At 69.3% G+C, this 25,008-nt stretch carries 25 protein-coding genes; 14 read left to right on the plus strand and 11 right to left on the minus strand.

Annotated elements, in window-relative coordinates; translation table 11 throughout:
* Window positions 1–11: 11 nt before the first annotated feature.
* Entirely contained in the window at window positions 12–920 is a 909-nt protein-coding gene (locus tag BFF94_RS02360; RefSeq protein WP_128842648.1) for a LysR family transcriptional regulator, read from the minus strand.
* 234 nt (window positions 921–1,154) lie between these two features.
* Between BFF94_RS02360 and BFF94_RS02365 the strand changes: the two genes are divergently transcribed.
* Window positions 1,155–1,739 (plus strand): putative glycolipid-binding domain-containing protein, encoded by a 585-nt coding sequence (locus BFF94_RS02365; protein ID WP_128842647.1) that lies wholly within the window; start codon window positions 1,155–1,157, stop codon window positions 1,737–1,739.
* Between the two features lie 4 nt (window positions 1,740–1,743).
* Here the strand turns inward: BFF94_RS02365 and BFF94_RS02370 are convergent, their stop codons facing one another.
* Together BFF94_RS02370 and BFF94_RS02375 are read right to left on the minus strand one after the other, a co-directional pair.
* Window positions 1,744–2,736, minus strand: a complete 993-nt coding sequence (locus tag BFF94_RS02370; protein ID WP_128842646.1) for a sulfonate ABC transporter substrate-binding protein — start codon at window positions 2,734–2,736, stop codon at window positions 1,744–1,746.
* 174 nt (window positions 2,737–2,910) lie between these two features.
* Window positions 2,911–3,318, minus strand: a complete 408-nt coding sequence (locus tag BFF94_RS02375; protein ID WP_128851355.1) for a DUF427 domain-containing protein — start codon at window positions 3,316–3,318, stop codon at window positions 2,911–2,913.
* A gap of 300 nt (window positions 3,319–3,618) precedes the next feature.
* On the opposite strand from BFF94_RS02375, the gene BFF94_RS02380 reads away from it, so the two are divergent.
* Window positions 3,619–5,280, plus strand: coding sequence for an ABC transporter substrate-binding protein (locus BFF94_RS02380; protein ID WP_219138932.1), 1,662 nt, complete (start codon window positions 3,619–3,621; stop codon window positions 5,278–5,280).
* 101 nt (window positions 5,281–5,381) lie between these two features.
* Here BFF94_RS02380 and BFF94_RS02385 read toward each other — a convergent pair whose 3' ends face one another.
* The 6 genes from BFF94_RS02385 to BFF94_RS02410 all read right to left on the minus strand — a co-directional run bounded on the left by BFF94_RS02385 (window position 5,382) and on the right by BFF94_RS02410 (window position 11,260).
* Entirely contained in the window at window positions 5,382–6,329 is a 948-nt protein-coding gene (locus BFF94_RS02385; RefSeq protein ID WP_128851357.1) for a TauD/TfdA dioxygenase family protein, read from the minus strand.
* A 159-nt stretch (window positions 6,330–6,488) separates the two neighbouring features.
* Window positions 6,489–7,442: a TauD/TfdA dioxygenase family protein gene (locus BFF94_RS02390; protein WP_128851359.1), complete on the minus strand. Its 954-nt coding sequence runs from the start codon at window positions 7,440–7,442 to the stop codon at window positions 6,489–6,491.
* A 147-nt stretch (window positions 7,443–7,589) separates the two neighbouring features.
* Entirely contained in the window at window positions 7,590–8,435 is an 846-nt protein-coding gene (locus tag BFF94_RS02395; RefSeq protein WP_128851362.1) for an ABC transporter ATP-binding protein, read from the minus strand.
* 45 nt (window positions 8,436–8,480) lie between these two features.
* The gene (locus tag BFF94_RS02400) at window positions 8,481–9,299 is read right to left on the minus strand and encodes an ABC transporter permease (RefSeq protein ID WP_219138933.1); all 819 of its coding nucleotides are present in this window, start codon (window positions 9,297–9,299) and stop codon (window positions 8,481–8,483) included.
* A 35-nt stretch (window positions 9,300–9,334) separates the two neighbouring features.
* Window positions 9,335–10,177 (minus strand): ABC transporter permease, encoded by an 843-nt coding sequence (locus tag BFF94_RS02405; RefSeq protein ID WP_128847879.1) that lies wholly within the window; start codon window positions 10,175–10,177, stop codon window positions 9,335–9,337.
* A gap of 15 nt (window positions 10,178–10,192) precedes the next feature.
* A complete protein-coding gene (locus tag BFF94_RS02410; protein WP_219138934.1) occupies window positions 10,193–11,260 on the minus strand; it encodes an ABC transporter substrate-binding protein in 1,068 nt (355 codons plus the stop codon).
* Window positions 11,261–12,093: 833 nt separating this feature from the next.
* On the opposite strand from BFF94_RS02410, the gene BFF94_RS02415 reads away from it, so the two are divergent.
* From BFF94_RS02415 to BFF94_RS02470, 12 genes are all read left to right on the plus strand, one after another.
* The gene (locus tag BFF94_RS02415) at window positions 12,094–12,273 is read left to right on the plus strand and encodes a Flp family type IVb pilin (RefSeq protein WP_128847877.1); all 180 of its coding nucleotides are present in this window, start codon (window positions 12,094–12,096) and stop codon (window positions 12,271–12,273) included.
* Window positions 12,274–12,361: 88 nt separating this feature from the next.
* Entirely contained in the window at window positions 12,362–12,841 is a 480-nt protein-coding gene (locus BFF94_RS02420) for an A24 family peptidase (protein WP_219138935.1), read from the plus strand.
* 21 nt (window positions 12,842–12,862) lie between these two features.
* Complete coding sequence (gene cpaB / locus BFF94_RS02425; RefSeq protein WP_219138936.1) at window positions 12,863–13,873, plus strand: Flp pilus assembly protein CpaB; 1,011 nt, start codon at window positions 12,863–12,865, stop codon at window positions 13,871–13,873.
* A 23-nt stretch (window positions 13,874–13,896) separates the two neighbouring features.
* Complete coding sequence (locus BFF94_RS02430; protein ID WP_219138937.1) at window positions 13,897–15,279, plus strand: type II and III secretion system protein family protein; 1,383 nt, start codon at window positions 13,897–13,899, stop codon at window positions 15,277–15,279.
* 15 nt (window positions 15,280–15,294) lie between these two features.
* A complete protein-coding gene (locus BFF94_RS02435; RefSeq protein ID WP_128848141.1) occupies window positions 15,295–15,675 on the plus strand; it encodes a CpaD family pilus assembly lipoprotein in 381 nt (126 codons plus the stop codon).
* A 21-nt stretch (window positions 15,676–15,696) separates the two neighbouring features.
* Window positions 15,697–16,917 (plus strand): CpaE/TadZ family protein, encoded by a 1,221-nt coding sequence (locus BFF94_RS02440; protein ID WP_128848144.1) that lies wholly within the window; start codon window positions 15,697–15,699, stop codon window positions 16,915–16,917.
* Complete coding sequence (locus BFF94_RS02445; protein WP_219138938.1) at window positions 16,914–18,341, plus strand: TadA family conjugal transfer-associated ATPase; 1,428 nt, start codon at window positions 16,914–16,916, stop codon at window positions 18,339–18,341. Before BFF94_RS02440 ends, BFF94_RS02445 begins: the two co-directional genes overlap by 4 nt.
* Window positions 18,338–19,315, plus strand: a complete 978-nt coding sequence (locus tag BFF94_RS02450) for a type II secretion system F family protein (RefSeq protein ID WP_128848710.1) — start codon at window positions 18,338–18,340, stop codon at window positions 19,313–19,315. Before BFF94_RS02445 ends, BFF94_RS02450 begins: the two co-directional genes overlap by 4 nt.
* Window positions 19,312–20,256 (plus strand): type II secretion system F family protein, encoded by a 945-nt coding sequence (locus tag BFF94_RS02455; RefSeq protein WP_219138939.1) that lies wholly within the window; start codon window positions 19,312–19,314, stop codon window positions 20,254–20,256. Before BFF94_RS02450 ends, BFF94_RS02455 begins: the two co-directional genes overlap by 4 nt.
* Entirely contained in the window at window positions 20,253–21,113 is an 861-nt protein-coding gene (locus BFF94_RS02460) for a tetratricopeptide repeat protein (protein WP_219138940.1), read from the plus strand. The genes BFF94_RS02455 and BFF94_RS02460 overlap by 4 nt, the downstream gene beginning before the upstream one ends.
* On the plus strand, window positions 21,110–21,538 hold the full coding sequence (locus tag BFF94_RS02465; RefSeq protein WP_128847386.1) for a TadE/TadG family type IV pilus assembly protein: 429 nt from the start codon (window positions 21,110–21,112) through the stop codon (window positions 21,536–21,538). Before BFF94_RS02460 ends, BFF94_RS02465 begins: the two co-directional genes overlap by 4 nt.
* The gene (locus BFF94_RS02470; protein ID WP_128847383.1) at window positions 21,531–22,571 is read left to right on the plus strand and encodes a TadG family pilus assembly protein; all 1,041 of its coding nucleotides are present in this window, start codon (window positions 21,531–21,533) and stop codon (window positions 22,569–22,571) included. The genes BFF94_RS02465 and BFF94_RS02470 overlap by 8 nt, the downstream gene beginning before the upstream one ends.
* Here the strand turns inward: BFF94_RS02470 and BFF94_RS02475 are convergent.
* On the minus strand, window positions 22,535–23,797 hold the full coding sequence (locus BFF94_RS02475; RefSeq protein ID WP_128847380.1) for a glycosyltransferase family 87 protein: 1,263 nt from the start codon (window positions 23,795–23,797) through the stop codon (window positions 22,535–22,537). The two genes, BFF94_RS02470 and BFF94_RS02475, sit on opposite strands and share 37 nt — an antisense overlap.
* Window positions 23,798–23,812: 15 nt before the next feature.
* On the minus strand, window positions 23,813–24,889 hold the full coding sequence (locus BFF94_RS02480; protein ID WP_128847377.1) for a glycosyltransferase family 2 protein: 1,077 nt from the start codon (window positions 24,887–24,889) through the stop codon (window positions 23,813–23,815).
* Window positions 24,890–25,008 lie beyond the last annotated feature (119 nt).

A 25,008-nucleotide genomic window follows, 5' to 3' on the forward strand; every position in this document is an offset into this window, starting at 1 on the left:
GGCCGCCGCCGTTATCGGGCGGGTCGAATCAGCAGCGGCGGGATGTCCTGCTTCAGCAGGTCGACGACGGCCCGCACGCGCGGCGGCAGCGGCCGCTGCGCGTGCACGAGCACATTGAGCGCGAAGTCGGGGACTTCGTATTGCGGCAGGATCCCGACGAGCTTGCCGGCCGCGAGCGCATCGACGCAGGCCGGCTGCTGGATCACGCCGATGCCGCCGCCGGCCACGATCGTGTCGAACATCGGGCGCCAGTGGCTCGTCGTCATGACCGTCCGGATTCGCGCGTATTCGAGCGCGTTGCCTTCGCGCCGCAGCGGCAGCTGTTCGCTGGCGAAGACGCCTTTCACACGGATGAACGGGTGGTTCGCGAGATCGGCCTTCGTGTCGATCGGGCCGTACCGGTCGAGATACGACGGCGCGGCGACGAGCAGGCGGCGGACCTCGCCGACCGGGTGCGCGACGAATCCGCCGTCGCCGAGTTGCCCGACCCGGATCGAGATGTCGACGCCTTCCGTGACCGGATCGACGATGTCGTCGTTCAGCACCAGGTCGACGTGCAACCGCGGATACGCGGCGCGGACATGCATCAGCACGCCCGGAAGCACGACCTCGCCGAAGCATTGCGGCGCCGCGAGCCGGATCGTGCCGTCGAGCGCGTTTTCCGTCTTCGAGACCGATGCGACCGCGTCGTCCGCCGCCTCGAGCAGCGCCTTGCTGCGTTCGTAGAAGATGCGGCCTTCCTCCGTGCAGGCAAGGGTGCGCGCACTGCGCATCAGCAGCCGTGTGCCGAGATGCTTTTCGAGTTTCTCGATGCGCTCGCTGACGGCCGGTTGGCCCATGTCGAGATCCCGCGCCGCACCGGACATCGTGCCGCGCTCCACGACCCGGACGTAGATGCGCATCGTCGCCAGCAAATCCATGAAGTCGCGCCTTTTGTCTTTCGGTTCGATTTTTGCCGATCGACGGATGGTACCAAAGCGGCGTCGGCGCGACGGTGTGCGTTGAACCGATACTGACTATCGGCCGGAGGGCGCCCGGTGCCGGCGCGCATGTCGACTGCCGCGCAGTGGATACCGTCGCCGAAGCCGCGTGCGTTCATCGGCGTCGTGAGCGAAAATCGGCTTCCTTCCGCGCGATCGACAGGAGACGACGACATGACGCAACAGAACGAAGCCCTGCGCACGCGCTGCGTCGCATGGCAGGTCGTGCAGACGTGGCAGGCGGCCGAATGGTGCCGGCTCGTGGAGTCGCGAACGGGAATCGACCTGTCGGGTTCGGTGGTGGGCGCGATCGACGGCACGCCGTTTCGCATCGACTACGCGATCGCGTGCGGCGCCGACTGGCTCACGCGCTCGGCGCGCGTCACCCGTTGGGTCGGCACGATGCCACCGCAGCAGCGGGACATCGCCTGCGACGCAGGGCAATGGACGATCGACGGCGTCGACGCACCGGCGCTCGCGGGCGCGACCGATATCGATCTCGGCTTCAGTCCGTCCACCAATACGCTGCCGATCCGGCGGCTGGCGCTGGCCGTCGGCGATTCGGCCGTGATCCGCACCGCATGGCTGCGCTTTCCGGATTTCGACATCGTGCGCGGCGAGCAGCGCTACACGCACACGGCGCCACATGTGTATCGCTACGAGAGCGGCACGTATGCGGCCGATATCGCGATCGACGAAGCGGGCCTCGTCACCGACTACGACGAATGGCGGCGCATCGGCGCGGCGCCCGCGTCGTGACGTGTCAGCGCGCGCTGGCGACCGACAGCTTGCCCGGAATCAGCTTCAACGCGCTGAACGTGTCGGCGATGTTCTGCTGATACGCGACCGTCGCGTCGGTGATCGGCTGCACGCCGTACCCGGCGCGCTTGAGCGCGACTTCGAGCGTCGGCGCGTCGAGGCCGACGAGCGGCGACAGTTGCGCGGCGACGTCGGGAATATGATCGCGCGCCCAGCGATCGGTTGCGTCGACTTCGTCGAGCAGCGCGCGCAGCACCTGCGGGTGCGCAGCCGCATACTTGCGCGCGGCGAGGTAGTACTGCGTGTTGCGCACGAGCCCGTCGCCGTTCGCGACCACACGCGCGCCGAGCTGCCGTTCGGCCGCCGCGAGGTACGGATCCCAGATCACCCACGCATCGACGCTGCGTTGCACGAACGCGGCGCGCGCGTCGGCGGGCGTCAGGTAGATCGGCTGGATGTCGGCATACGTGAGACCCGCAAGTTCGAGCGCCTTCACGAGCAGGTAGTGGACGTTCGAGCCCTTGTTGAACGCGACCTTCTTGCCGCGCAGTTGCGCGACGGTGCGGATCGGCGAATCGGGCAGCACGACGATCGCCTCGCCCTGCGGCGCGGGCGGCTCGTTGCCGATGTAGACGAACTCGACGCCGGCGGCCTGCGCGAAGATCGGCGGGGTTTCACCGACCGTGCCGACGTCGATCGCGCCGGCGTTCAGCCCTTCGAGCAGTTGCGGGCCGGCCGGGAATTCGAGCCATTGCACCGCGACGCCCTGGCTCGCGAGACGCTTCTCGAGCGTGCCGCGCGCCTTGAGCACGACGAAGTTGCCGTATTTCTGGAAGCCGATGCGTAGCCGCGTGCCGTTGTCGTCAGCTTGCGCGGGCAGGGCCGCGAGCGGCCCGAGCGCGAGCCCGGCCAGCCCGGCGGCCGCGCCTTGCAGCCATTGGCGGCGGCGCGGGTTCGCCGGGTTGGTTGCAACGTCTGCGTGCGGTGTGTCGTTCATCGGAGCGTCCTGCGTGCGGGTTCACGGGCCGCGCGCGAAGGCGGCGCGGCCGGCGCAGGACCGGGCCGGATGCGGGCGACGCGCGCAACGGGCCGGCCCGCGCCGGATTCAGGACGATACGGCCGCGCGGGCCGGCGGCCAACCAATGAATGCGCATATGCAAATCAGCAGCGCTCAATCGGTGCCGGCGGCGCTTTCCTCGATCGAGTCGACACGATTCGGATAAAACGCGAGGTGCCCGCGAATCGCTTCGACGGCCGGATACGGATCCTCGTAGGTCCACACGGCATTGGTCGCGCGTTCGCCGCCGGCCGGGATCGAGTAGTACGCGCAGTCGCCCTTGTACGGGCAGTAGGTGGAATGGTCCGTGCGTTGCAGCAGCGACAGGTCGGCGTCTTCGCGCGGGACGTAGAGCACGGCCGGATAGCTGGCCTCGCGCAGCGCCAGCGCGCGGCGCGTATCGGCGACGACCTTGCCGGCCACCGTGACCACCACGCGCCGCGGATGCGGTTCGACCGTGATCGGATGATCGGGGCCCGGCGACTTCACCGGGCGAGAGGGCGTATCGGGGCTGATCGACATCGTGTGTCCTCCAGGAATCGGCGGCGCGGCGGCGCCGGGCGGATCCCGGCGCGCCCGTGCCGGCGTTTGCCAACCGATACGATGCGCCATTTCGGGAGAATCTGCAGGGGGCCGGAAGGCGGTGGCGCGACAGCGCGGCCGGGCAATCCGCCGGCGCTCGCGCGGACGTTTTCATGCACGGGCAGCGGGATGCATCCGCGACGATAAGCAACGCCGAATTAATTGGTAAGCGATCGGCGGGATGCGCGCGAAGATCGGCCGTCGTCATTCGCATGACAGCCATCCTTCCTGTCCGCCACCATGAAGCATTCTTTCGTTTCGTCAGCCGCGCGCCGTACGCGCGGCGTATCGCATGCCGTGGTCGCGCTGCGCTGCATCGCCGCGTCGCTGCTGCTTGCCGGCGCAGCGACACACGCGCTCGCCGCGCCCGCGGGCAAGACACTCGTGTACTGCGCCGAAGGCAGCCCGGCCGGCTTCGATCCGGGCCAGCACACGACGAGTACCGATTTCGACGCGAGCACGTACACGATCTACAACGGGCTCGTGCAGTTCAGGCGCGGCACGCTCGATCTCGAACCGTCGCTCGCGACGAGCTGGGACGTGTCGCCCGACCAGCGCACGATCACGTTCCATTTGCGGCGCGGCGTGAAATTCCAGACGACCGCGTGGTTCAAGCCGACGCGGCCGTTCCAGGCCGACGACGTCGTGTTCACGTTCCGCCGCATGCTCGATCCGGACGACCCGTTCCGCAAGGCCTATCCGGTCAGCTTCCCGTATTTCAGCGATCTCGGCTTCGACCGCAACGTCGAGCGCATCGAGAAGATCGACGACTACACGGTGCGCTTCGTGCTGAAGACGCCCGACGTCGTGTTCGTGCGCAATCTCGCGATGGCGTTCGCGTCGGTGCTGTCGGCCGAATATGCGTCGCAGCTCGCGGCGCGCCATCGCGAGGCCGACATCAACCAGTTCCCGGTCGGCACGGGGCCGTTCCTGCTGCGCACGTACCAGAAGGACGCGCTGATCCGCTACGACGCGAACCCCGACTACTGGAAGCCGGACGACGTGAAGCTCGCGCGGCTCGTGTTCGCGATCACCCCCGATCCGGCCGTGCGCCTGCAGAAGCTGGTGGCCGACGAGTGCCAGGTGTCGGTGTTCCCGCGGCCGGCCGATCTCGATACGGTGCGGCGCGACCCGAAGCTGGCGCTGTTCTCGGGGATGGGCTTCAACGTCGGCTTCGTCGCGTACAACACGCAGCATGCGCCGCTCGATCGCGTCGACGTGCGGCGCGCGCTCGACATCGCGATCGACAAGACGGCGATCGTGAAGACCGTCTTCAACGGCGACGCGAAGATCGCGACGAACCCGATGCCGCCCTCGCAGTGGTCTTACAACCCGCGCCTGAAGGATGCGCCGCGCGATCCGGCCGCGGCCAGGGCGCTGCTCGCGCAGGCCGGGTTCCCGAACGGCTTCGACCTGACGCTGTGGGCGATGCCCGTGCAGCGCCCGTACAACCCGAATGCGCAGCTGATGGCGCAACTGATCCAGCAGGACTGGGCGAAGATCGGCGTGCGCGCGAAGATCGTCAGCTACGAATGGGGTGAATACAACCGCCGCGCGAAGCACGACGGCCAGCACGATGCGATCCTGTACGGCTGGTCGGGCGACAACGGAGACCCCGACAACTGGCTCGGCACGCTGCTCGGTTGCGACGCGGTGCACGGCAGCAATCTCGCGAAGTGGTGCAACCAGGATTTCGAGCGGCTGGTGGACGCGGCGCGCTCGAATGCGGACGTCGCGAAGCGCACGGCGCTGTACGAACAGGCGCAGGTCGTGTTCAAGGACCAGGTGCCGTTCACGCCGATCGCGACGTCGATCGTGTCGCTGCCGGTGTCCAAACGCGTGCATGGGCTGACGTTCTCGCCGCTCGGCGGGCACCGGTTCGACGGGGTTTGGCTGGATTGACGAACGGGCCGCGCGGCCTGCGCTTTCGTTCGCGCGGCGTGACGGGAAAGGCCGGCGCGATGCAGTGCGCGCCGGCTGCCGTCAGTTCAGATGCCGTTCGTTTAGTTGAGCGCGACCGCCGCCGCGGCTTCGACCGGCGAACCTTCGAGCGCGACCGAAGGCCGGCCGTCGGGGCCGACCGGCACATCGCCGGTGAGCGTCGTGCGATAGAGCTGGCGGTCGAAGTCGAGATCGAGGATGTCGACGGGCGCGAGATGCGCGGTCGAGCGGTTGTCCCAGAACGCGATGCTGCGCGGTTCCCACTTGAAGCGGATCGTGAATTCCGGCCGCGTCACGTGTTCCCACAGCAGTTCGAGCAACGCCTGGCTCTCGCGCGGCGTGAGCCCGACGATCGATTTCAGGAAGCTCGGGCTCACGTACAGCGCGCGTTCGCCGGTCTCCGGATGCACGCGTACCAGCGGATGCTCGGTCACGAGCGGACGGCGTTCGACCGCCTCGTCGAACGCGCCGGTCGCGCGCGCACCGGCCGGCGGCGTGAAGCGGTGGAGGCCGCGCAAGCCGTCGACGAAGCCGCGCAGCGGCGCGGACAGCGTTTCGTAGGCGCGCACGAGGTTGGTCCAGTGCGTGTCGCCGCCGTACGGCGGGATCGTCACGCCACGCAGGATCGACGCCCACGGCGGGTTGACGGCGGCCGTCACGTCGGTGTGCCAGCCGGTCCACGGCCGGCGCACCGGTTCGCCTTCGAAGCGCGTCGCCTTGCGATGCTTCGCGATCGAATAGACGGCAGGATGGCCGTCGACGTGCCCGAACACCGGGTGGCCGACCGTCGGCTCGCCGAACTGCGCGGAGAACGCGACGTGCTGCTCGTGCGTGAGGAATTGCTCGCGAAAGAAGATGACGCGCCATTTCAGCAGCGCGGCGCGGATCGCCGAGATTTGCGGCGTGGTCAACGGTTGCGTGAGGTCGACGCCGCGGATTTCCGCGCCGATATGGGCGGACAGCGGAATCACGTCGACCGGCCGGGCGGCGGGTTCGGGTAGGGCGCTCATGCGACGCTCCTGGCGGAAGTGAACGGGGCGGACGGCCGACATCGTTGTGCGTGCAAGTGTCGGCACGGCGGCGGGAGGGTCATGGTTGGGTGTCCTGCATGGAATGACGGGGCAGGCGCGGCGGCGCGCACGGAATGGCGCCGCCGCGGTGCGCGGGCGTTATTGCAGCGTCGCACCCGGCCCCTTCAGCACGACGCTCCGGCGGCCGTCGATGCCGACCGGCACGTCGCCGTGAACGGTCGCGCGGCGCACGACGCGGCGCGCATCGCCGTAGTCGTTGATCGCGTAGTGCTGCGTCGCGCGGTTGTCCCAGATCGCGACGTCGCCTTCCTGCCAGTTCCAGCGCACGGTGTTCTCGAGACGCGTCACGTGCTCGTGGAATACCTGCAGCAGGTGCGCGGAATCCTGCGCCGACAGCCCCTTGAGCCGCTGCACGAAATGCCCGAGCACGAGCGTGCGCTCGCCGGTTTGCGGATGCACGCGCACGACCGGGTGCTCGGTTTCGTAGACGGTCGACGTGAACACTTCGCGGTAGCGCTTCAGTTGCGTATCGTCGGCCTGCGCGTGCGTCGACGCGTAGTCGTATGCGTTCGTATGGAGCGCCCACAGCGTGTCGGCGAGTGCGCGCAGCGGGTCGGGAAGGTGCGCGTACGCGGCGGCCGTGTTGGCCCACACGGTATCGCCGCCGAACGGCGGAATCACGACCGCGCGCAGGATCGAGATCTTCGGGTACGCGTCGACGAACGTCACGTCGGTGTGCCACGAATTGGCGCGCGCGCCGTGCGCGGAATCGAGCTCGAGCAGGTGCGCGCTGCCGTCGACGGACGGCACGGTCGGGTGGGCGACCGTATCGCCGAAGCGGCGCGCGAACGCTTCCTGCGCGGTGTCGTCGAGATGGTGCTGGCCACGGAAGAACAGCACCTTGTGGCGCAGCAGCGCGGCCTGGATCGCGTCGAACGTCGCATCGTCGAGCGTGCCGGACAGCCGGACGCCGGCGATCTCGGCGCCGATCCGGCCCGCGACCTGGCGAAGCTGAAGCGGGGCGGCGGCCGTGCGCGGCGCGGCGTGCGAAGCGTGGGAAGACGGGTGGGCGGCGTGCTGGACTTCGGACATCGGGAGTCTCCTGGAGTCGGGTCGGTCGAGTCTCCATTCAAGCAGGGAGCGCGCGGAACCGGAACCGATGAATCGTCACAACCTTAGCGTCTTCACTGCGATGATCGATATGTGTCGTCATGCTGAGCAATGCGGTGCGTCATGCCCCTACCATGCAAGCCGCCATTCGCCGATCCGGTGCGGGCGCGCCGTGTCGATACGCTTGCCGCCCGTACGGTCGTCGTCCGGCGGGTCGCGGTCGTCGAAAGCGGCGAGCACGGTGTCACGCAACCGCGCGAATTCCGGCGAATCGCGCCGGCGCGGCCGCGGCAGCGCGACATCGACGATGCGCTCGATGCGGCCCGGGCGCGGCGCCATCGTGACGACGCGGTCGCCGAGGTACACGGCTTCGTCGACGTCGTGCGTGACGAGCAGCATCGTGATGCGCTCCCGTTCCCAGATGCGCAGCAGTTCGTTCTGCATCCGCGCGCGGGTCTGCGCGTCGAGCGCGCCGAACGGCTCGTCGAGCAGCAGCACGCGCGGGCGGTTGACGAGGCCGCGCGCGATCGCGACGCGTTGCGCCATCCCGCCCGACAACTGGTTCGGATACGCGTGCTCGAAGCCGTTCAGCCCGACGAGCGCGATGTGGTCCGCGACCGCGCGCCGCTTCGCGGCTGCGTCGAGCGGCGCATTGCGCAGCGCGGCGCCGATGTTCTGTTCGACGGTCAGCCACGGGAACAGCCGGTGATCCTGGAACACGATCCCGCGCTGCAGCGACGTGTCGCGCACGCGTTCCTCGCCGGCGCGGATCTCGCCCGCGTAGTCGGCGTCGAGCCCGGCGATCAGCCGCAGCAGCGTCGACTTGCCGCAGCCGCTTGCGCCGACGATCGTGACGAATTCGCCGGCGCGTACATGCAGCGACACGTCGTCGAGCACGGCGAGCGATGCGCCGCGTTGTGCGTAGCGCTTGCTCACATGGAGGATGTCGAGCGAATCGGAGGCGAGGGTCGTCATGGCGGTGCGAGGAAGGTTGCGGCAGGGAAGGGAAGGAAAGGGCGATCAGCGCGGCAGGTCGCCGCGCCGGGCCAGCACCTTGCGCTCGATCGCCCGCGCGATCGCGTTCAGTGCCCAGCCGGTCGCGCCGACGACGATGATCCCGAACAGCACGAGATCCATCCGGAACTGCTCGCTGCCGTCGATCAGCGTGTTGCCGATCCCGCTGCCGGCGACGAGCAGGTATTCGGCGCCGAGCGTCGCGAGCCACGAATAGATCAGGCCGAGATACAGCCCGGTGAAGATCGACGGCAGTGCGGCCGGCAGGATCACATGGCGGACGAGCTGAAGCCGCGAGTAGCGCAGCGCGCGGGCAACGTCGACATACGCGCGCGGTACCGCGTGAATGCCGTCGCACGTGTGCGCGGCGACGGGCAGCAGCGCGGCGAGCGACAGGAATACGACCTTGGCGACGTCGCCGAGGCCGAACCACACGGAAATCAGTGGAATCCACGCGAACAGCGAGATCTGCTTGAACGTGTCGAAGCTCGGGCCGATCATGCGCGCGGCGATGCGCGACAGCCCGAGCGCGGCGCCGAGCAGCAGCCCGCCCGTCGCGCCGATCGCGAAACCGCAGGCCTCGCGCGCGAGCGAGGCGGACAGCGCACGGCCGAGCGCGCCGCTCGTGGCCTGCGCCCACGCGGTGCGCAGCACGTCGGCCGGGCCGACGAGCAGCCCGCTTTTCACGAGGTGCGCGGAAGCGATGGCCCACCAGAGCGCGAACGCGGCGAGCGGCAGCACGAAGCCGCGCCAGTCGGGCGCATGCAGGTGGCGGGCGGCCGCGGCGGCCGGCGGCGTATCGTCCGGCGTGGCGGAATGCGTCACGGGTGGAGCTCCTTCGGTTGGGCGGGCAGGCCGGGTCAGCCGCGGAACGCGGACGGCACGCCGCGGCGCAGGCGCGCTTCGAGCGCGTCGAGCAGCCGGTTGATCAGCAGGCCGACCGCGCCGACCACGACCACGGCCGCCATCACGAGATCGAGCTGGAACAGTTGCCGCCCGTACACGATCAGGTAGCCGAGCCCTTCGGACGACGCGACGAGTTCGACGACGACGAGCGCGAGCCACGACTTCGTGAACGCGAGCCGCACGCCGGTCGCGAGCGTCGGGATCGCGGCCGGCAATACGACGTGGACGATGCGTTGCCGGCGCGTGTAGCCGAACACGCGCGCGACTTCGTCGAGTGCGGGCGGCGTCTGGCGAAACCCCTGCAACGTGCTCAGCGTGACGGGGACGAGCGCCGCATGCGCGATCAGCAGGTACTTGAGCGGTTCGCCGACGCCGACGAGCAGCAGCAGGAACGGCAGCCAGCCGAGCACCGGAATCTGCACGAGCGCGTTGAAGCTCGGCAGCACGTAGGCCTCCAGCGTGCGCGACAGGCCGAGCGCGACGCCGGTCGCGAAACCGAGCAGCGTGCCGGCCGCGAAGCCGACCAGCACGCGCTGCAGGCTGACCAGCGTGTGGCGCGCGAGATCGCCGCTCGTCGCGAGCTCGGCGAGCGCGTCGAACACGCGTTCGGGCGGCGGCAGAATCTGCTGTGCGATCCAGCCGCGCGCGCTGCCGGCGGTCCACAGCGCGAACAGCAGCACGGGCAGCACCCACGGCGCGAGCCGCCACGACAGCCGCTTCACGCCCGCCGCACGGTGCAGCTGCGTGGCGAGCGCATGCGGCTCGGACGACGGGACGGGAAACGCGGTGTCGCTCATCGGGGCAGGTCCGGGTCAGGAGAGGGGCTTGCCGGCCGCGTCGTAGCGTTGCCAGTAGTTTTCGAGCTTCAGCGTGCGCAGCGCGTTGTCGAGATATTTCGGCTCGAACCAGCCGTCGACGTCGACCGGCTGACGGATCAGCTTCAGCTGCAGCGCATCCTGCGCGACGGCCTTGTAGCGCGCGACGACGAACGGGTCGATCAGCGGGGACAGGCGATCCTTCAGGCGCTGGTTCGCGTAGTCGGCCTGCCACGACGCATATGGCACGCCGCTCCTCGCCCACAGCTTGAACAGCGCATCGCGATTCGCCTCGTCGGACGACCATTGCGCGCCTTTCACGAATGCGTTGACGACGCGCTGCACGATGTCCGGATGCGCGCGCTCGAAATCGTCGAGCACGAGCAGGTGGGTCTGGCGCGTGAACTGCGGGCCGTCGTTCTGCGATTCGTAGATGATCTTCGCGAGCCCCGCGTCGCGCAGCTTGTACAACTGGTAGTCGCCCACCGACGCGTCGATGCCTTTCGACGCGAGCGCGGCGAGCGCGCTCGCGGAGTCGAGATTGATCACGCGCAGGTCGCGTTCGCCGAGGCCGTTCTTCGCGAGCGCGTTGTCGGCGACGAGTTGCAGGTTGGTGCCACGGAAGATCGACACGCGGCGGTCTTTCAGGTCCTTGATCGAACGGATCGTGGAATCGGGCGGCACCGCGATCTTGACGCCCGAGCGCACGCTCGCGGCGAGCAGCAGGCGCGTCTTGATCCCGTTCGCGCGGGCAAGCACGGCGGGCAGGTCGCCCTGGTACGCGAAGTCGAGCGCGTGGTTGGCGATCGCTTCGTTGACGGCCGGCCCCGCACCCTTGAAGAACAGCCACTGCACCTTGATGCCGTCGGCCGCGAATTCCTTTTCGACGAGCTGCTGCAACTGCGCGGTGGCGGCGCTCGATCCGCCGAAGGTCGGCGGATCGCCGGCGCCCTGCTGGGCGACGCCGATGCGGACGGTGGCGGGCTTGTCGGCGTGCGCGGCGGCGGCCGGCAACGCAACGAGGGACGCGATCAGCAGCGATCGCAGCAGGCGCAGTGGAAGCATGAATCGATCGGTCATGGTGCGTCGGGTAGCGGGTAAGCGAAATCGGGCCGGGAAGCGTCGTGCCATTCTGGTGGACGCGTCCGACGCGGGACAAGCAACGATTTGAACTATGCTTATCGCCGCTTGGCGGGTTGCCGCGCCGGGCGCGCCGTTCTTTGCGGGCGAGAGCCGAATTCACATGTATCGGAAATTCATTCAGGATTCCAATTATTGTTGATTGAAATCGATCGCCGAATCCGGGCGACGAGATGGGGAAAGGCAATTGAAAAAATGTGATACGAGCCCGTCATATTTACCGGACCGGCCGGGCGTCGCGCGGATGGACGACCGACGGGACGCTCGCGAAAGGCCGCGCGACAGGGTGAATGCGAATCGGTCCGGCATGCCGAAAAATCGAATGAAAACGGTTCGACTGCCAGCCGGGAAATGACGCGCCGCGACAGTTGACATACTTACTCCGGCATGACACTCCGGCATGCGATGGACGCAAAATGCCACGAAAAAAACGACGGCAAATGAACGGCTGGCTTTCATCGTTGCAGGGTGTCATCCATAAATGCACTCCGACGCTAAATAATTTGAATTCGCCTGGAAAATTGTCTATACCCTAGACGAATCATCGCGATCGACATCGTGCTGGACCGATCGCGCAACAGATGCACATATGAAACGATGGAGATCGTCGTTGCATATCGCGCGTCGCAGTAATCGAGGAGATTCCGGGGGATGCGAACGGCCTCATGCCAGGGCCGCCCGCCATGCGCAACCACCGGAACAACGGAGCGTCTTTACGTTCAACGGTCGGTCACCGACCCCGTCTCACGGAGGTTGTCATGCTGCAATACGTCAAGTCCCTGCTGCGCGACGAACGTGGCGTCAGTTCACTTGAATATGCAGTGCTGGCCGGCATCATCGTGGTCGCACTCGCGGCGGTTGGTACTTACCTCAGCGGCACTTCAGGCCTGCAGAGCATATTCACGTCACTGATCAACAAGGTCACGGCGTTGATCTGATCTCCTGAACCCGCGCGCCGCCGACGAACACACGGATCCGCAGCGGTACGACGTATCCAGCCGGGGCGCGCCGACGAACGGCCTTCCCATGCTCTATCTCGTGCAGTCGGTGGCCACGGTCGTGCTGGCGTCGCTCGCGGCGCAGGATCTGCGCGACCGGCGCTTGTCCAATCGCGCGGTGCTGGCGTTCGCGATGCTGTATTTCGCGGCGGCGGCGCTCGCGCGCGACGGGCTCGCGCCGCTTGCCGGCCATGTCGCGACCGGTGCGGCGATGCTGCTGCTGTTCGGCGGCATGCGCCACGCGGGCTGGATCGGCGGCGGCGACGTCAAGCTGGCGGCGGCGGTGTTCCTGTGGGCCGGCCCGGCATTGGCGTTCCCGGTGCTGACGATCGTCGGCGCGGGCGGCACCCTGTGCGGCCTCGCCGTGCTCGCGGCTGTCGCCCGGCAGCGGCGCGCCGCGCCGGTTCGCGCGGTCGCCGTTCGCGGCGTGCCGTACGGCGTCGCGCTCGCGCTCGGCGGCACGCTGGCCGTCTGGGCGTCGTTTCCGCATGCGGTTTCGCTTACCTAGCCCGGGGGGACGCACGCCGCCATGCCCAAACCGCTGAGAATGGCCGTGCTTGTCATTGCCGCCGGCATCGGCGCGTTCATCCTGCGCGAACTGTACGTCGCCGCGTCGACGCCGCCGGCGCCCGCCGAAACGGATCAGGCCCGCGTGCGCGTCGCGGCCGCCGATCTGCCGGAAGGGCTGCTGCTGCGCGACAACGATCTTGCCTGGAAGCGCCTGCCGCGCGCGCAGGTGCCGCCGGGCGCGTTCGTCGAGTCGCAGCCGGGCGCGGACCTGAAAGGCGCGCTGCTGCGCAACCGCGTCGGAGCCGGCGCACCGATTCGCGCAGAGAACGTGATTCCGGCCGGCGCACCGGATTTTCTCGCGGCCGCGCTGCAGCCCGGCATGCGCGCGATCTCGGTGCCGGTCGACGACGTGTCGGGCAACGCGGGGCTGATCCAGCCGGGCGACTTCGTCGACGTGGTGCTCACGCAGCAGATCGGCGGTTCGGCGACGTCGCCCGGCACGTTCGAGGCGGAGACGGTCGTGCGGCGCACGCGGGTGCTCGCGGTCGGCTCGGAATTCCAGCGCGCGAAGGCACCCGCGAGCGCGCCGGACGCGACGGCCCGCGCACGCACGGTCACGCTCGAGGTCGCGCCGCGCACCGCGCAGGTCGTGCTGGTCGCGACCCGGCTCGGCTCGCTGTCGCTCGCGCTGCGCAGTTTCGCGACGAGCGACCGGCGGCAGCCGGCGGGCGGTGACGAGCCTGAGCCGGACACGCAGCCCGTGTGGGCCGGCGACGTGTCGCGCGCGGCCCGCGAGGTTGCGCGCGCGCCGTCGGCCGGGCCGGATACCGGCGCGCGGCCGGCGTGGCGGAGCAACGCGGTGGTGATCTATCGCGGTTCGTCGATCGACGACGGATCGCGCGGCGGCGGCGCCGGCACGCCGGGCCTGCCGCCGCTGCCGTCGGGGCTGCCGGCCGGGCCGGCGATGCCGGGCGGCGGCAATGTCGCCGCGGATGCGGCGGTGCAACCGCCGGGGGCGGCGGTGCAATGACGGATGATTTGACGGGAACTCGCATGGTGCGCATGGTTCGTTGGATCGCCTTCTGGTGCGTGGCCTGCGTCGTTGCGTCCGGGGGCGCGTCCGCGCAGGGCGCGCGAGCGCCGGACGCGGGCGCGGCGCTGTCGATCGCGACCGGCAAGGGCGAGTTGCTGTCGCTGCCCGAGCCGGCAGTCGCGATGTTCGTCGCCGATCCGTCCATCGCCGACATTCAGGTGCCGTCGCCGCGCACCGTGTTCGTGTTCGGCAAGAAGGCCGGCACGACCACGCTGATCGCGCTCGGCGCGAACCATCGCCCGATCCTGCGCAAGACGGTGATCGTGCAGGTCGACACGGCGTCGCTGCAGGGCGTGCTCGACAGCCGCTTTCCGCAGCTGAAGCTGTCGGTGTCGGGCGCGCCGGGCTCGCTGATGGTGACAGGCAAGGTGCCGAGCGCGGCCGACGCCGACGCCGTGATGCAGTCGCTCGCGCCATACCTGCACGACAAGGAAAAGATCGTCAACCGGCTGACGCTGTCGCGCCCGATCCAGGTGAACCTGCGCGTGCGGGTGTCGGAGGTGAGCCGCAACGTCACGCAGCAGCTCGGCATCAACTGGAGCTCGCTTGGCGCCGCCGGCAACTTCGTCGGCGGCCTGTTCAACGGGCGCACGCTGTTCGATCCGACGAACGGCCTGTTCAACCTGTCGCCGACCGGCGCGTATTCGGTGCTCGGCGGGTTTCACGCGGGGCGCTGGTCGATCGACGTCGTGCTCGACGCACTCGACCAGGAGGGCCTGATCACGATGCTCGCCGAACCGAACCTCACCGCGATGTCCGGCGAGACCGCGAGCTTCCTCGCGGGCGGCGAGGTGCCGATTCCGGTCGCGCAGGCGGGCACCACGACCGGTGCGATCACGGTCGAGTTCAAGCCGTTCGGCGTGTCGCTCGACTTCACGCCGACCGTGCTCGCCGACAACCGGATCAGCCTGAAGGTACGCCCGGAGGTGAGCGAGGTCGACGCGAGCAACAGCGTGACGACCGGCGGCGTCAAGGTGCCGGGGTTCACCGTGCGGCGCGTCGAGACCACGGTCGAGTTGTCGAGCGGGCAGAGCTTCGCGATCGGCGGGCTGCTGCAGAGCCAGACGGCCGACACCGTGTCGCAGATCCCGGGGCTCGGCCGGCTGCCGATCATCGGCCGGCTGTTTTCGTCGAAGAACTTCCAGGACAACAAGACCGAGGTGGTCGTGATCGTCACGCCGTACATCGTGCAGCCGACCGGGCCCGGCCAGCTCGAGCAGGCGATCGACACCGTCGCACGGCCGAGCAGCGACCTGGAGTTCGCGGTGCAGCGCAACCTCGGGCTCGACCTGTTGTCAGGCGACACGCCACGCCTCGTCGGCGCGGCGGGCTTCGTGTACTGAACCGGAGGAGCGCGCATGCGAATTCGACCGTCCGTTGCCGCACTGCTGTCGCTGTCGCTCGCGGGCTGCCTGTCGGCGCCGCCGCCGGTCAGCTTGCCCGATGCGCGGGCGATCGGTTTCGACGGCGCGCACGCGGTGCCGCCCGACTGCGCGACGCTGATGCAGCCGTCGCATCTCGTCGACGCCGGGTTCGGGCGACCCGGCGTGCCGTTCGGCTGCGCGACCTACACGAACCTCGCGGCGATGCTTGCGCGGCCGGAGGATCTCGTCGCGCCCGTGCCGTACGGCGGCGCCAACGCGGAGGCCGCGGCCGGCGCGGTGCGCCGCTACGTCGAGGATCGCGTGAAGCAGCCGCTGCCCGGCACGACACAGACGACCGGCGCTCCCGGCCATTGAACGGACCCTGATGCCATCGCGATGCCGACCATGAACATCCTCGACCGCCAGAACGCCAGGCACGCCGCGTCCGCCGGCGTGGCGGATCTCGTTGCGGTCGTGTCCGATTCGGGCAGCGAGGACGTGATCAGCCGCGTCGCGCAGGACCTGTCGATCACACGCACCCACGTCCAGGCGGGCACCTGCGACGACGCGATCCGGCTGCTGCAGCTGTACGAGCGTTCGCCGCGCCAGCTGGTCATCGACGTGTCGCATTCGGTGCTGCCGGTGTCGGACCTGATGCGGCTCGCCGACGTGTGCGACCCGTCGGTGCGGGTCATCGCGATCGGCACGCAGAACGACGTCGGGCTGTTTCGCAACCTGCTCGGCATCGGCGTGCAGGACTACATCGTCAAGCCGCTGACCGTCGAGCTGATGCGGCGCGCGCTGACGGCGACGGAATCGGTCGTGCAGGCGCGCACCGGCAAGATCGTCAGCTTCGTCGGCGCACGCGGCGGCGTCGGCGCGACCACGATCGCGGTGAATCTCGCGCGCTGCCTGGCGGGCGAGAAGCGCCGCCGTGTCGCGTACATCGACCTGAATCTGCATGGCGGCGGCGCGAACTCGATGCTCGGGCTGTCCAGCAACAACGGGCTGATCGAATTGCTGAGCATGGAGCAGCGTCCCGACGACGCGTTGTTCGAGCGCATGTTCGTGACGAAGGGCGACCGGTTGCACATCCTGTCCGCCGAGCTTGCATACGGCGCCGACGCACCGCTGAGCGATCAGGCGGTCGCGCGCCTGGTCGACATGCTGAAGGACCGTTTCCACTACGTGCTGTTCGATGTCGGGAGCGGTGCCGGCAAGCTGTTCGAGGACGCGCTCGAGGCGTCCGATCTCGTCCATCTCGTGGCCGACCGCTCGGTGCACGCCGCGTACGAAGCCGCGCGGCTCGCGCGCTTCGTGCGGGAACTGCCGGGCGAGCGGCAGCTGTCGATGGTGTTGAACAATCCGCTCGCGCCGGTCGCGGGCCGCGTCGAGCCGGTCGATTTCGAGGAGGCGTTCGGCGGTGCGATGCACGAACTGCCGAACGAGCCGCAGACGCTGGCGGTTGCCGAAAACCTCGGCGAGCCGATCGAAGGCGGGAAGCGACATGGCTTCCTGGACGGGATCCGGCAACTCGCGAACGGCATCACCGGCGAACCGATGGCCGTCGCCGAGCCGTGGTTTGCGCGGTTCTTCAAGTGGAGGAAAGGATCGTGACGTTCGGTACCCGCAACCGGCCGCCGGCCGACCCCGCGCCGGCCGCCGCTTCCACCGCTTCCACTACGGCGCGCGAGCCCGTGCCGCCCCCGGCGGCCGCGCCTGCGCCCACGCCCACGCCGCTGCCGACCCGCGCGCCCGCGGCCGCCGACACCCACGAGACGCTGATCCGCTCGAACAAATTCGACGCGATCCGCAGCGCGGTGTTCGCTTCGATGAACATGTCGGCGGCGTTGATGAAGACGCGCGACGAAGTACGCTCGGGCATCGAGCAAGTGGCCGCGCACACGGTCGAGCGCGAGCGCCTGAAGATCACGGCCGGCGAGCAGGTGCTGATCGTCGATGCGATCCTGAACGACATGTTCGGCGTCGGGCCGATCGAGCCGTTGCTCGCCGACGAAACGGTCACCGACATCCTCGTCAACGGGCCTGACCAGGTCTACGTCGAACGCGCGGGCCGGCTCGAGCTCACGTCGCTGAAGTTCCGCGACGACGCGCACGTGGCGAGCGTCGCGCAGCGGATCGCGGCGGCGGTGGGGCGCCGCGTCGACGAGAGCAGCCCGATGGTCGACGCGCGTCTCGCCGACGGCAGCCGCGTAAACGTCGTGCTGCCGCCGATCGCGATGCGCGGCCCGTCGATCTCGATTCGCAAGTTCGCGAAGCGCGACATCACGCTCGCGCGGATGGTGCATCAGGGCAACATCTCGCATCCGATGCTGCAGGTGCTGAAGGTCGCGTGCGCCTGCCGGCTGAACATCGTGATCTCGGGCGGCACCGGCTCGGGCAAGACGACGCTGCTCAACGCGCTGTCGCAGCACATCGAGCAGCACGAACGGATCGTGACGATCGAGGATGCGGCCGAGCTGCAGTTGCTGCAGCCGCACGTCGTCAGCCTCGAGACGCGGCCGGAGAATACCGAGGGGCTCGGCGGGATCTCGCAGCGCGACCTCGTGCGCAACGCGCTGCGCATGCGGCCCGACCGCATCATCCTCGGCGAGATTCGCGGTCCCGAGGCGTTCGACGTGCTGCAGGCGATGAACACGGGTCACGACGGCTCGATGACGACGATCCATGCGAACACGCCGCGCGACGCAATCAGCCGGCTCGAAAGCATGGTCATGATGGCGAACGCGAACCTGCAACTGCTGTCGATCCGGCGCCAGATCGCGAGCGCCGTGCACCTGTTCGTGCAGATCGAGCGGATGCGCGACGGCGTGCGGCGCGTGACCCGGATCACCGAGATCGTCGGGATGGAAGGCGAGGTGGTGATCACGCAGGACCTGTTCGCGTTCCGCCAGGACGGCGATACGACGCGCGACGCGGTCAAGGGCGTGTTCGAGGCATCGCCGCTGCGGCCGTCGTTCGCGGCGCGCGCCGCGTATTACGGCGTCGAGGACGCGCTCGCCGAGGTGTTCCGCCAATGAGGGCCGCCGACCTGTTCGCGTTGGGCGCGTTCGTCGTGATCCTCGCGATCGGGTTCGGGCTGTCGTCGCTGTTCGATCGCGCGAACCGCACGCCGGCGCAGCGCATTCGCGCACGGATGCGCCGGTTGTCGCCGACGCTGGCGAGCCGCGACGGGCATGCGCTGGCCGCGGCCGGCGTCGCGCTGTTCAGCCTCGAACACCGGCAAGGCCGCGTGCGCACATGGCTGCAGCGCCGCGTGACGCGCGTGCGCGCGGTAGGCGGTGAAGGCGGCGTGAGGATCGTCGTTGCCGGCACGATCGTCGGCGCGATTGCCGCGATCGTCGCGGTGAAGCTGATCGGGCCGCCGGGTTTCCTGCGTCCGCTGATCTACGCCGGGCTGCCGCTGGTCGCGATGCGCGCCAGCTACCGTGCGCTGGTCGAGCGCTTCCGGGTCCGCTTTCTCGAAGCGTTCCCGGACGCGATCGACGTGATCGTGCGGGCCGTGCGCGCGGGCATTCCGGTCACGCAGGCGATCAGCATGGTGGGCGACGGCGCGGCCGAGCCGGTGCGCTCGACGTTCCGCTCGATGGGCGACAGCCTGCGCGTCGGCGCGGACCTCAAGGACGTGCTGACGCACGCGGCGGACCGGCTGATGATCGCGGACTTCTCGTTCTTCACCGTCTACCTGCTGCTGCAGCGCGAGACCGGCGGCAGCCTGGGCGAAACGCTCGACGAATTGTCGAGCATCATCCGCACGCGCCGCGACATCCGCCTGAAGACCCGCGCGCTGACCGCCGAAGGGCGCATCACGACGAACATCATTTCGGCGGTGCCGTTCGTGATGATCGGCACGCTGTTCCTCGTGAACCGCTCGTACGTCATGCTGCTGTTCACGACGCACGCCGGCAACACGATGCTGACGATTGCGGCCGGGCTGCTGACGGTCGGGCTGCTGGTGATCCGCAAGATCTCGAAACTGGATACCGCGCGATGACGATGTCGATACTGGCCGCCCGCGGCCTTGAATTGCTGCTGTTGCTCGCCTGTGTCGGGGTGGCGCTCGCCACGCCCGGCGGCGGCGTGCGCCAGCGGATCGCCGCGCGCGCACGGCAGGCGGCCGGGCAGCACGCGCCGTCGCTGGCGGCGGGACGGCTGCAGCCGGGCGAAGTCCGCCTGGACCTGACGCGCCGGCTCGCGCAGCTCGGCGAACGGCTGCCGGTGCTCGACCCGATGCAGCGCGTGAAGCTCGGCCTGCAGCTGACGCGCGCGGGCTTTCGCGAGCGCCGCGCGGTGTCGTCGATGATCGGCATCAAGCTGAGCTGCGGCGTGCTGCTCGCGAGCATCGCGATCGTGTTCAGCCCGTATATTCCGCGTCTCGGCGAGCACTTCGTGATCCGTGCGGTGGCGATGGTCGGTGCGTTCGTGATCGGCGTGATCGTGCCCGAATACGTGCTCGGCGCGATGGTCCGGCGGCGGCGGCGGATCATCGCCGCGTGCTTTCCCGACGCTCTCGACCTGCTCGTGATCTGCACGATGGCCGGCAACAGTCTCGCGTCGGGCATCCGGCGCGTCGCGCACGAACTGGCGCGCATCTGCCCGCCGCTCGCCGACGAGCTGGCGGTGTGCGCGGACGAGCTCACGCTGAGCGGCGACGTGTCCGCGACGCTCACGCATTTCGCGCTGCGCGTCGACTTCGCGTCGGCGCGCTCGCTCGCGACGACGCTCACGCAGTCGCAGCGGTTCGGCACGCCGATCACGCAGGCGCTGCGGACCCTGTCGCGCACCGAGCGCACCGAGCAGATCGTCACGCTCGAGGAAAAGGCCGCGAAGCTCGCGCCGAAGATCACGCTGCCGATGATGCTGTTCATCCTGCCGACGGTCGGCCTGATCGCGGCGGGCCCGGCGGCGATTCGTCTGCTCGAGGTATTCAAATGACACGATCCGTCGTACGCACACTCGCGCTTGCGGCCGTGCTGCCGGTGCTGGCCGGCGGCTGCGGCGCGCCGGGCATCCAGACGCGGCCGGTGCAGTCGCACAAGAGCGACGACCCGCAGGCCGAATTGCGCATCGCGGACAGCGCGCTCGCCGGCGGCAACGCCGATCTCGCGTCGACGCTGTATCAGAAGGTGCTCGCCAGGCATCCCGAGTCGCTCGCGGCGCGCCTGGGGCTCGGCGACGTCAACTACCGCGCGGGCGACCTGGAGCGCGCGCGGATCCTCTACGACGAAGCGCAGCGGCAGGCGCCCGCGGAGCTCGGCCCGCGGCTCGGGCTCGCGCGCGTCGCGTTGCGGCAGCGTCGCCTCGACGAGGCCGCCCAGCGCTATCGCGACCTGCTGGCCGCGCAGCCGAACCATCCGCTGGCGGCGGAAGGGCTCGGCACCGTGCTCGACCTGCAGGGTCGCCATGCGGACGCGCAGGTCGTGTATCGCGACGCGCTGCGCGCGCATCCGGACGCGCAGGGGCTGCGCATCGACCTCGGGCTGTCGCTGGTGCTGAGCAACCGGCCGCGCGAGGGCGTGAACGTGCTGCTCGACGTCGCGGGGCTGCCCGACGCGCCGTGGCAGGCGCGCCAGAACCTCGCGTTCGCGTACGGCGTGCTCGGCAACACCGATTCGGCGAAGCGGCTGCTGTCCGCGGATTTGCCCGCGTCGGCGGTGGCCGACAACCTGCGCTTCTACCAGGCGGTGCGCGCGCGGCTCGCAGCGCGCGGCGGCGCCGGCGGCGCGCTGCCGCTGTCCGGCGCGGCGCTGGAGCCGGGCGTCGCGCCACCGGGCGCGGGGGCCGCAAAATGACACGCGGGGCGAGGGGCAAACGCCACGCGCGCGGCGTCGTGTCCCTCGAGTTCGCGCTGATGCTGCCGTTCCTGCTGATGGTGCTGATCGGCATCATCGACACGAGCCTGCTCCTGTGCGACAAGGCCGTCATCACGAACGCGAGCCGCGAGGCGGCGCGCGCCGGCGTCGTGCTGCGCGTGCCGATGCTGACCACGACGCAGATCGCCAACGTCGCGCTGACCTACACGCAGAACAGCCTGATCACCGGCGGCACCGCGACGCCGCCGACCGTGACCGTGACGCAGGCGAACGGCACGACGGCGGGCACCGCGCTGACGGTGACGGTGACCTACACGTATTCGGGGATGGTGCTGGGTTCTATGTTGAGCGTACTCACCGGCCCGGTGACGGTCTCGGCCACCTCGGTGATGCTCTATGAATGACGCGGGCGGGATGCGGCCTGTCGGCCCCGCGCGGCAGCGCGGCTCGGTCGCGCTGTTCTTCCTGATGTTCCTGATTCCGCTGCTGTCGTTCGGCGCGCTGGCGATCGACATCGCATGGGTGGCCGCGGTGCGCAACCAGTTGCAGAACGCCGCCGACGCGGCCGCGCTCGCGGGGGCCGATGCGATGATGTCGCCGAGCGGCGGCGCGCTGAACTGGTCGCAGGCCGCGCCGGCGGCGAACGGCGTGATCGCGAAGAACTCGGCGGCCGGCGCCGAACTGTCGACCGGCACGGTGGCCACCGGATACTGGAACGTGAAGCGCAGCCCCGCGTCCATGCAGCCGACGACCATCACGCCCGGCGCATACGACGTGCCGGCCGTGCAGGTCACCGTCTCGCGCGCGCCCGGCGTGAACGGCGGTTCGATCCCGCTGCTGCTCGGTGGGCTGCTGGGGATACCCGGCGCATCCGGCAGCGCGACCGCGGTGGCGGTGCTGGCCGCGCCGGGCGGGGTGGCGGCCGGCGGGCTGTTTCCGGTCGCGATGGACCAGTGCGTGTACAACCAGTACTGGAACTCTGTGACCAACCAGCCGCTGATCGATCCGGTGACGGGCCAGCCGTTCCAGTTCTCGATCACGAACGGCCAGACCTATGGCTTGCTGTGCATGGGCGGGCAGTGGACGTCGTTCCAGTCGACCGCGACCGACACGACGACGATGGGCGGCCTGATGGTGACCGGCAACCCGACGACGCTCAATATCGGCGACAGCATCTACCTCGCGACCGGCGTGAAGGCGACGCTCTACACGTCGGTGCCGGTCGGCGCGACGGTGGTGCTGCCGGTCGTCACGCAGACCTCGAGCAGCACCGTCGTGCCGATCGTCGCGTTCGCGGCGTTCCATATCGACGCGTCGTCCGGCGGCTCGAACAAGTACATCCAGGGCCACTTCGTCGCCGGCGTGAAGCTGACCGGCGTCGCGACCGGCGTCGGGCCGTACTACGGCGTGTACGTGCCGCCGCGGCTCGCGTTGTGAGCGCCGGGCCGCGCGCGGCGCAGCAGCATGAGGAGGGCGAAGAGCGTCACGGCCGGGCCGACCTGCGGCAACTGCAACCACGGGTTCAGGTATTCGGCGGCCGGCAGCAGCCACATGAGCGCGATCGCGGTCTGTTCGCCGCGCAGCCAGCCGTCTCGCCAGCCGGTCGCCAGCATGCACGCGATCGCGATGCCGAGCCACGCGAGCTCGTAGTGCCACACGTACGGGTTGGCCGCGAGCGTCGCAACCGCCAGCACCGCCGCGCGCAGGCGCGGTTCGCGCGAGCGCGCCCACACGATGCATGCGGCCGCGATCGCGAGCGCCGCGATGCACGCTTGCGCGGCATACGCGACGCCGAGCGGCAGGCCCGCTAGCCGGAACGCGGCGAACGGCGTCGGCGACACGAACCAGAACACGACGCCGTGCTCGAGGATGAGCGACCGCACGAGCGCCGTGCCGGCGACGAACAGGCGCAGCGATTCGATGCCGCATACCAGTACGCTCAACGCGACGAACGCGGTGGTGGCGAGCGCGGACCACGCGAACGCGCGCCATGCGCGCGCGGCGACCAGCACGAACGGGAACAGCAGCGCGAGCTGCGGCTTGACCGACAGCAGGCCGATGCAGAGGCCTGCCCACATCGGCCGCCGGTCGGCCCAGTAGACGGCCAGCGCCGCGCACGACGCGGTCAGGAATGCGTTCTGCCCGAACGTCGCGGTGACGAACACGCACGGGGCGGCGACCAGCGCGAACGCGCCGACGCGCCGCGCGCCGGGGATCGCGCCGAGGCCCGATACGCGCGATGCGGCGAAACCGAACGCGACGACGCCGAACGCGACGAACAGCGGATAGCCGATCGCAAAGGGCAGCAGCGCCAGCGGCGTCACGAGCAGCAGGTTGGTAGGCGGGTACAGCCACACGACGACGTCGTCGCGGCGGAAATGCGGGAACCACTCGGCCGCCAGCCGTGAGAAGGTCGGGAAATCGTAGGCCTGCCACGGCGAGCCGTGCAGCATCACGTACGACGCCGTCCAGAATATCGAGTAATCGGCACCCGGGCGCGACGGGGCGGTGCCGGGCGCGTGATGAACGACCCACGCCCAGATCACGACGAACAGCGCGTAGAACACGAGCACGAATGCGCTGTACGTCACGACGCGTCGGGGCGTCAGCCATGCGCGGACGGGGTGGTCCGCCGCTTGCAGCGATTGCCGGGAAAGGTCCATGCGCCGCGTGCCCGGTTACTTGATCGAGGCTTTCCGGATGCCGTGGCCGGCAGCCGCGGGCATCGCCGTCCGGCGGCGGGCCGCGTGCGTGCGCTTGAGCGGGAACTGCAGCAGCTTCGACGCCGGATGCGCGATGGCGTCCCGCTCGGCGCGGTAGCGCCGCCGGACGAGATAGACCGGGCGCTGCTTCGACTCGTGATAGATGCGGCCGAGGTATTCGCCGATCACGCCGATGCCGATCAGTTGGATGCCGCCCATGAACAGCACGACGGAAATCAGCGACGCGTAGCCGTGCACCGGATTGCCGAGCAGCAGCGTGCGTACGACGATGAACGCGCCGTACACGAGCGCGAACATCGCGAACGTGAGGCCGACATAGGTCCATATGCGCAGTGGCACCGTGCTGAAGCTCGTGATGCCTTCGAGCGCGAAGTTCCAGCGCCGCCACCCGGAGAATTTCGAGCGGCCGCCGCTGCGCGGCGCGCGCGTGTATTCGACGATCGCGGTGCGGAAGCCGACCCACGCGAACAGCCCCTTCATGAAACGCCGCCGCTCGGGCAGCGCGCGCAGCGCGTCGACCACCTCGCGGTCCATCAGGCGGAAGTCGCCGACATTCTCCGGCATCTCCACTTCGGACAGCGCGTTGTGCACGCGATAGTAGAGCGCGGCCGCCGCGCGCTGCAGGTACGGGTCGCACAGCCGGTCGGTGCGTTTCGCGGCGACGACCTCGGCGCCGGCGAGCCAGTGGTCGATCATCGCGGGAATCAACGCGGGCGGGTCTTGCAGGTCGGCGTCGATCAGGATCACCGCGGCGCCGGCCGCTTCGTCGAGGCCGGCGGTGAGCGCGGCCTCCTTGCCGAAACGGCGCGTGAGATCGATGACGCGCACGCGCGGGTCGCCGGCCGCGACCGCGATCAGCCGGTCGAGCGTACGGTCGCGGCTGCCGTCGTTGATGCAGACGATCTCGAAACGGACCGCGTCGACCGACTCGAGGACGGGCAGCGTTTCCGCAAAGAACGCGTCGATCGCTTCGTCCTCGTCGTGAAACGGCACGACGAGCGATACCAGTGGCTTTCTGGCTTGCGTGGACATGCTTCCCCCGAGAGACCGGCCTGCGCTGCACCGTATGGATCCGGTTGTCGTCCGCCGCTGGCCGGACGACAGGCATTCTGATCATTGTAGGCAGGAATCGGCGATTCGTAGCACGATTC

The organism is Burkholderia catarinensis (genome assembly GCF_001883705.2).
GTDB lineage: Bacteria > Pseudomonadota > Gammaproteobacteria > Burkholderiales > Burkholderiaceae > Burkholderia > Burkholderia catarinensis.